9 protein-coding genes are annotated in these 7304 nt (G+C 40.6%); 5 read left to right on the top strand and 4 right to left on the bottom strand.

Annotated elements, in window-relative coordinates:
• On the bottom strand, positions 1 to 181 hold a 181-nt coding region (locus B2W49_RS03810), incomplete at its 3' end, for a transposase (RefSeq protein ID WP_153562979.1).
• A gap of 259 nt (positions 182 to 440) precedes the next feature.
• Entirely contained in the window at positions 441 to 1298 is an 858-nt protein-coding gene (locus B2W49_RS03805) for an energy transducer TonB (protein ID WP_291334689.1), read from the bottom strand.
• 274 nt (positions 1299 to 1572) lie between these two features.
• Here B2W49_RS03805 and B2W49_RS03800 point away from each other — a divergent pair, with 274 nt between their 5' ends.
• From B2W49_RS03800 to B2W49_RS03785, 4 genes are all read left to right on the top strand, one after another.
• A complete protein-coding gene (locus B2W49_RS03800) occupies positions 1573 to 2253 on the top strand; it encodes a hypothetical protein (RefSeq protein WP_291334687.1) in 681 nt (226 codons plus the stop codon).
• Between the two features lie 138 nt (positions 2254 to 2391).
• The gene (locus B2W49_RS03795; protein WP_291334680.1) at positions 2392 to 3105 is read left to right on the top strand and encodes a DUF3108 domain-containing protein; all 714 of its coding nucleotides are present in this window, start codon (positions 2392 to 2394) and stop codon (positions 3103 to 3105) included.
• 127 nt (positions 3106 to 3232) lie between these two features.
• Positions 3233 to 3808 carry a xanthine phosphoribosyltransferase gene (locus tag B2W49_RS03790; RefSeq protein WP_291334678.1) on the top strand — a complete coding sequence of 192 codons (576 nt, stop codon included), beginning with the start codon at positions 3233 to 3235 and terminating at the stop codon, positions 3806 to 3808.
• Positions 3809 to 4069: 261 nt separating this feature from the next.
• Positions 4070 to 4468 carry a hypothetical protein gene (locus B2W49_RS03785; protein ID WP_291334676.1) on the top strand — a complete coding sequence of 133 codons (399 nt, stop codon included), beginning with the start codon at positions 4070 to 4072 and terminating at the stop codon, positions 4466 to 4468.
• A 63-nt stretch (positions 4469 to 4531) separates the two neighbouring features.
• On the opposite strand, the gene B2W49_RS03780 is transcribed toward B2W49_RS03785, so the two are convergent.
• On the bottom strand, positions 4532 to 4723 hold the full coding sequence (locus tag B2W49_RS03780; protein ID WP_291334674.1) for a hypothetical protein: 192 nt from the start codon (positions 4721 to 4723) through the stop codon (positions 4532 to 4534).
• 537 nt (positions 4724 to 5260) lie between these two features.
• On the bottom strand, positions 5261 to 5857 hold the full coding sequence (gene wrbA, locus B2W49_RS03775; protein WP_178318656.1) for an NAD(P)H:quinone oxidoreductase: 597 nt from the start codon (positions 5855 to 5857) through the stop codon (positions 5261 to 5263).
• A gap of 112 nt (positions 5858 to 5969) precedes the next feature.
• Here wrbA and B2W49_RS03770 point away from each other — a divergent pair, with 112 nt between their 5' ends.
• Positions 5970 to 7217: a YihY family inner membrane protein gene (locus B2W49_RS03770; protein WP_291334672.1), complete on the top strand. Its 1248-nt coding sequence runs from the start codon at positions 5970 to 5972 to the stop codon at positions 7215 to 7217.
• Positions 7218 to 7304 lie beyond the last annotated feature (87 nt).

The raw sequence follows: 7304 nt of genomic DNA, 5'->3' as shown, positions 1-7304 counted from the left end.
GGCTGAAGATCCTGATCCAACGACTGACAAGGTTGGCATTAATACTATGTTGCAGTGCGACCGAAGCGATCGAGGTATTAGGATTTTTACAGGCATTGACAATACTGAGTTTGAATTCTTTGCTGTATGTTCTGCGTTTTTTAGCAACAGGAGGTGTTGCTGAATATATATCCATGTTCATGGATTAAGTCCCCACTTGTTTTTAGGTGGGAACTAAATTAAGGCTTATAGGATCGCTTGGTAAGGCTGTGTTAGCCGGATGCTTACATTAGTAGAAGGATATTGCTGCGTAAATAAAGATAAGATATTGGTTTTCTAGGCTTTTGTAAGTTCTTCCTGTAATACCCAGTGGAAAGGAGAACATAAGCTAGAATCTATAATGGTTAGACGCTACACAAAATCTTCTCTCCCTTTGGGAGAGAGTTACAGAGAGGAAAAAACTAGCGCACCTCAAACTCAGCTTCGGCAGGGTCAAAACGCCACGTTCGCACAATCCGCAATTCCGAAATATCCTTCATTTTCGCATCAAATGCGCCAAAAGGTGCAGCTTTACGTACCGAAGCTTTGGCTGCTTCATCCAACATAGCATGACCTGAACTTTCAATTAAACGAATGGCACGAATCCCGCCATTGCTGTTTAAAATTACCATTAAACGCACCTCACCCGCTAAATTCTGTGCTTTGGCCTGTTCTGGGTAATAGCGGTTGCCATAAAACTCGACTTTTTGACGGAATTTCTCCATATAGCCCGCAGTGTTGTCTTGCTTGGCCTGAATTCCATCAATGGTTTTAATTTTTTGCTGACGGCTAAAGTTTTGTTGGCGTTGTAAATATTGCGCTTCAATACTGGCAACCATGGCCGCCTTAGCTTGAAATTGACTATTCAACTCCTGCATGGCTTTTTTGCGCTGATTTTCTGCCGCCTGTTTCTGCCAACTGAGCGTGGTCATCAACACTTTTTCTTCAAAGTTTAATTCGCGCTGTTGCTGCATACGTTCTAAACTTTCCAGTTCTTGCTCCCCCGCACTTTGTTCAGTCATGGGTGCAGGCATGTCACTCGACATGCGATGTTGTTCACGGAATGTCCCTGAACCTTGCTGATCGACTTGGGCTAAGAAATCTGCATCTTCAACTTTTGTATCGCTCATGCGAACCGATATCGCAATTTCCTTGACCGCAACATCACTTTGTTGCGGTGCAGCAAACTGCACTTCCAAAATTAATGCGTGCAACACAGCAGCCACCAGCAAAGCAGCAGCAAAAATAGGATCTTTCCACCAATCTTGGGTAGAAGGCATTAATTGAATTTTTTTTAGCATCACATTAATCCGACAAAACGTCTGATTCCCCAAACCGCAAAATGCGGTATAAACTAAAGAGTATATTACTTTGCTCAGTTTTTACTTTTCTGCAAAACTGCGAATTTCATCAAAAAGCTGACTAGTGAGCCTTAAAAGCTTAAAATGGTGCAACTTATTTTGCTAAACTGCAAGCTTCTATGCCTGTATTTTTAATACAATTCGACAAAATATTTGTATCTGTAAAGAATGAATGAACGACTTGGACGGCCGTATGCAAACCCTGATCACCAATATCTCTCAACGTATCCGTCAAGTGTACCAAAAAGCCGAAGGATTTATTGAGGATGAACGTGAATTTCCATTATCTCAGGTCTTTTTAAATGCGACTTTTCAGCGCTTTGTGACCGATAATGTGAAAATGTTGCAAGATCTGCATGCAGACTTACACGACGACTGGTTACGTCTTTATGCAACCCTAGATTACAACGGCTTGAACATTACTCTATCTGTCGATTTAAAATTGGTGCAGATGGAATTGAATAAAGATACTCAGCTCATTGTGTTTGAACAAATTAGTGACACACAGGTCATTGAGGCGAGTTATCCAAGCTTTTTACATAAAATCGCGGTTAAGTGTGCTTTATTTTACTATCAAAAAATACGCAATGATGACCCTTTGGGCATGATTTTAGAAAAACTCAAAGTCATTAAAGTCAAAGATGATTTGCTGCATTTAGACTTAAATCGCTGGTTAGGTAAAAGCCGCTCTATCATTGATACACTCAGTAAAGTTCATGTGAATCATGCGGTATTACGCGAAGCGGAATTGGTACTCACTGGCAACGTCAATTTGACCGCATTGTTCCGTAAAATGTCTGAAGAAAAACTGGATAATGCGGAAGACTTTCTTGCAGATACTCAAGTCACACCACTGAAACAAAAACAAGGCTAGGCTAAACTTTGCAAGAGAATTCGTACAGGAAAACGACACAAGCCGCATAATTCCTAATTTTCTCTTCATATTCAACGCCTATAATGGCGATAAGCAAGTAAATTGCATCTCCCTACCTAAAAAGGAAATATCTCAGCAATGGCAAATTATGTAGTGAAAAAAATCGGTATGGCAGCCAGTGTTTCAACAGCACTGTTCTTGGCTGGTTTCTCTAGCCAAATATTTGCCATGAGTCCTTTTCAAGCCAGTTATCAGTTTAACTACAATGGTAAGAACTTAGGTTCTGCAACACGAACTTTAAGCAAAACAGGTAACCAATGGAGTTATGTGTTTTCGGCTAAAGCTGGCGTAATCGCCTCTGCCACAGAAACTAGCCGTTTTACTTTTAATGATGGCAAAATTGGCTCATCTAGCTTCAGCCGCAGCAGTAAGATTTTAGTGCATAACAACACCATGAGTATTAACTTCAATCCTTCGGCGAAAACCATTAACACTAAAAAGGACAGCGAAACCCGTTCTTTTGCCTGGAAAGCGGGCGTGTTGGATGAGTTGAATGCAGAGCTGCAAATCCGTGAAGATTTAAAAAGTGGCGGTTTAAAATCGAGCTACTATATTGCCGACCACAACGAGGTTGAATCACGTCGCTTTATTAAACAAGGTGCAGAAAAGATCAAAACCAATTACGGTACCTTCGACACTATTAAAGTGGTGCTAAAACATAGCAAACCGAACCGTGATACGATTTTCTGGTTGGCACCAAAACTTGACTACTTGCCTGTAAAAGTCACCCACCAAGACAAAGACAAGTCTTATGGCTTATTACTCACAGGTTATAAAGGCCCAACCAACTAATTCCAATCATAGCTGCTGAGCAAACTCAGCAGCTATTCACCATTTGGTAAATTGTTCTTGCATTTTTTCAGGTGCTTTTTAAAATACGCTTTTGCTTTGAAAAGCACCTGCTCTTGAGGATTCTCCCGTGCATGCACTAGAACAGAAAATTTTAGCTGAAGGTATCGTTTTATCTGAAGCGGTTCTAAAAGTCGACTCTTTCTTAAACCATCAAATTGACCCTATGATGATGCAGCAAATTGGTCAAGAATTTGCGCGTTTGTTTAAAGATGCAGGCATCACCAAAATTATTACCATTGAAGCTTCTGGCATTGCACCAGCTGTGATGGCAGGTTTAGAACTTGGCGTTCCTGTCATTTTTGCACGTAAATATCAATCTTTAACCTTAAAAGATGATTTATACCGCTCTAAAGTATTTTCATTTACCAAGCAAACTGAAAGTACGATTGCCATTTCAAACAAACATATCAGCGCTAGCGACAAAGTCTTGGTGATTGATGACTTTTTGGCAAATGGTCAAGCTGCACTCGGTTTAGCAGATTTAATCCATCAAGCCAATGCAGAAGTCGTGGGTATTGGAATTGTGATTGAGAAATCATTCCAACCAGGTCGTGAATTATTGCTTGAAAGAGGTTATCGTGTTGAATCATTGGCACGAGTAAAATCTTTGGCAAACGGTACTGTTGAATTTGTACGAGATTAAGGTCGATTAAAACTGATGTTGTTTCATCATTTAGCCCTGTGATCAAAGAGTGCTTAGGCGCTCTTTTTTTATTCTTATTTTCAAACTTAAACGGCTCATTTACATATATTTAATTTACAAAATAGTTGCGCTACGCCATGCTGCACTTCAAATAACAGTGTTTAAGCAGTCTGGTTTTTCAGATTGCAGCTCTACACAGCACTTTTTAGATCGTCTGCGTGCATTAATGCATGCGGCATGAGCACAAGGCATTTTACAGTCATGACACAAGACAATCCGTTGATGGAACACAGTATCGTCTGTCCGAAATGTGGTTCAACTCAAGTTGAAAAACGCAACCATGAACAAAACTTGCAAAAAATTGGTGGCGTGTTATTAGGCTCTGCAGGTACAGCAGCAGGTACAGTGGGCGGTGCAGCTTCAGGAGCTTCTATTGGTGCAGCAATTGGTACAGCCGCAGGGCCATTGGGCGTAATTATGGGCGGCACGATTGGCACGTTTGTCGGGGCAATTAGTGTGGGAATCACAGGCGGTTTTCTTGGGCATCGCTTTGGTAAAAAAGCAGGTGTAATTGTCGATCAGAATATTTTTCTAGATTTTCAATGCCTCAAATGCAAACACCGCTTTAAAGAAAAAGTCGAAAGAACCAAACAACTCTAAGTAACCCTAAATCAATTTCAAAAAAAATGCTGCACATAGCAGCACTTTTTTGATTACATCTTTTTATTTTGCAATGCTGCTTGCAGAAGTCATCACAGGCTCTTGTACCGCTAAATATTCGGCTTCCGCAGGTTGTTTCTCAATCTGCTTTGGTTCTGCAAAGCTCAGACTATGCACAATTTCAGTCGCTGCAATACTTGACCATGAACACCCCAAGCTCAATAGACTTAACCCAATCAGCATCCACTTATTCATTTTCACTTTTCCTCAATCTCTCATTTTTACAGCAGTCCATTGTGCTCAATACATCAGGGTCTGTTGACAATTCGTCTATGTTTGCGGCAACGCATATTTTTTAGCTGATATAAGGCATGGGACAGGAAATTTAGTCATTCTAAATGACTGGCACATAACGCAATAGCAGCAAAAAATATGCTCGCCCTGAAAGGCTGTGACTAAAACTTTCTCAGATTGCGTTATGAAACTTAGCAATAATCTCGCTATTCCTTGCGTTTCATGCCTGATCTGCTCAGTTTTAGCCTACAGCGCAAGCCATTTATGAAATGTCAACAGACCCTAGTCTGCACAAAAAAATGCTGCGTGAACCGTGACAGAAAACTCTGCTTTTAAAGCGGTGATTAGACTTGAAAAAAGAAAAACTGAATATCACTGCAAATGGTGATTTTAGGTGAAAAGTGCACTTATTTTTAACTCAAAATCGAATTCAAGTAAAAAAATGAAAGCGTAAAATGATATCTCCATTTTACGCTTCATCTTGATTGAAGAAAGAGTTCACATCCCCTGTAATTTTTTTACCATTTCGCCTAAACGTTGTCCTTGTACTTCACAAAGGATTTTTTCATCCTGGCTCAAAGCCTGATCGTGGCGTGGACCGCTCACATGCGTTGCACCATACGGTGTGCCGCCCGTTTTGGTATTCGATAGAGCAGGATGCGCATTATGCAGTCCCATAATCATCATCCCGTGGTGAAACAATGGCGGCAACATGGTCAATAAGGTACTTTCCTGTCCACCATGCATCGAACCCGATGAGGTAAAAACACAGGCAGGTTTATTGTGCAATGCGCCATTCAGCCAGAGACTGGTGGTTTGATCCCAGAAATATTTCATTTCAGATGCCATATTGCCAAAGCGTGTAGGAGAACCCAAAGCCAAACCTGCACAATTGGCTAAGTCATCTAAAGTGCAATAAATATCACCTTCGGCAGGAATACTTGGCTCGGCTTGTTGCACCACTGTAGAGATATTGGGCACAGTTCTAATTTTAACGGGCATGCCACTGGCTTCTACCCCATTGGCAATTAAATGTGCCATTTCTTTGGTAGAACCATATTTACTAAAGTACAAAACCAGAATATATGCTTGCATCATGCTAAGAAATCAGACTCAAATGAAAACTATACGGTATTTTGCTACTTTTTTGGTTAAGCTTAACCATGAAAACAGATAATGATGATTAAAAAGTTGAGACAGCCACTGTATGATCGTTGAATATTTAAAGAAACTACCTTTTTATGACAAACAATGGTTTCAATTTGTTTTATTTGTGCTGCGTCGCTTTGAAGCAGATCGCTGCCGTGAACAAGCGGGCTCTTTAACCTACACTACCCTTTTTGCTGTTGTGCCGATGCTTACCGTATTTTTGGTGATCATCTCATCTATTAAGGCTCTCGAACCCGCACGGCAACAATTACAACAACTGATTTACAGCAACTTTTTACCTAAAACCACTATTGCCTTTGATAAAGCCTTAAATGCCTTTACCGAAAAATCCAGCAACTTAACCGTCATCGGGGTTTTGTTTTTATTCGTGACCACAGTAATGATGCTGACCAGTATTGAAACTGTGTTTAACCGAATATGGCGGGTGAAGGAAACCCGTGGCGGCATTGTGGGTTTTATGCGTTACTGGACCATCATTTCATTAGGCCCTATTTTATTGGGCAGTGCTTTTGTCATTTCCTCAACTTTGGCCTCTATGAATGTGCTGAGTAATAACTTTGCAGGTTATGAGCTCAATGGCGCATTTATTTTATGGCTGATTTCATTTGCCCTGACCATTTTGGGTTTTTTTATTCTGAACTGGACCATTCCCAACCGCAGTGTACCCATTAAAGCCGCATTAATTGCGGGGGTATTCAGTGCTGTTGTATTCGAATGTTTGAAAAACCTGTTTGGTTTTATTATGTCCAACTTCACCAGTTATGAAATTATTTATGGTGCATTTGCTGCCGTACCTATTTTCTTACTGTGGATTTTTCTGTCTTGGAATATTGTGCTCTTGGGTGTTGAAATTAGTTTTGCCCTGACCGCTTTTGAAGCCAGCCGAGCGAAAAAATGCCACCCGCTGCTCATGTTACTGGACTTGCTGGAATTGTTTTATAAAAAACAAATGCGTGGAGAAAGTGTCACTGAAGCTGAAGCACTGGATGTATTAGGACGTAATGAAATTGGCCGTTGGCCGTCTTATGTGCGAATGCTAGAACAACAAAACTTAATTAAACGTACTGAAAATGATGAATTTGTATTGGTGCGTAATCTTTCTCAGGTAGATTTTTGGAGCTTTTATACACATTTACCGTATTCATTGCCACGTCGTCAGGACTTGACCAATGTTTATTCTGATGATGAATGGATGCAAAGACTCGGCCCCATACTCAATGAAACCGATGACTATTTAGCTGCCAAGTTGTCGATTCCGCTTTCTAAGATTTTTGAAGCGAAGTAACTGTTCATCCAGAGCATTTCAATTTTTGGCACAAACCATCTTCTAGTTTAGGTATGCAATCCGCTCAGTCGCTTGAAGATGGTTTGT

Origin of the sequence: Acinetobacter sp. UBA801 (assembly GCA_002296655.1) — a bacterium.
Taxonomy (GTDB): domain Bacteria; phylum Pseudomonadota; class Gammaproteobacteria; order Pseudomonadales; family Moraxellaceae; genus Acinetobacter.
This window is presented reverse-complemented; position numbering and strand designations above follow the sequence as displayed.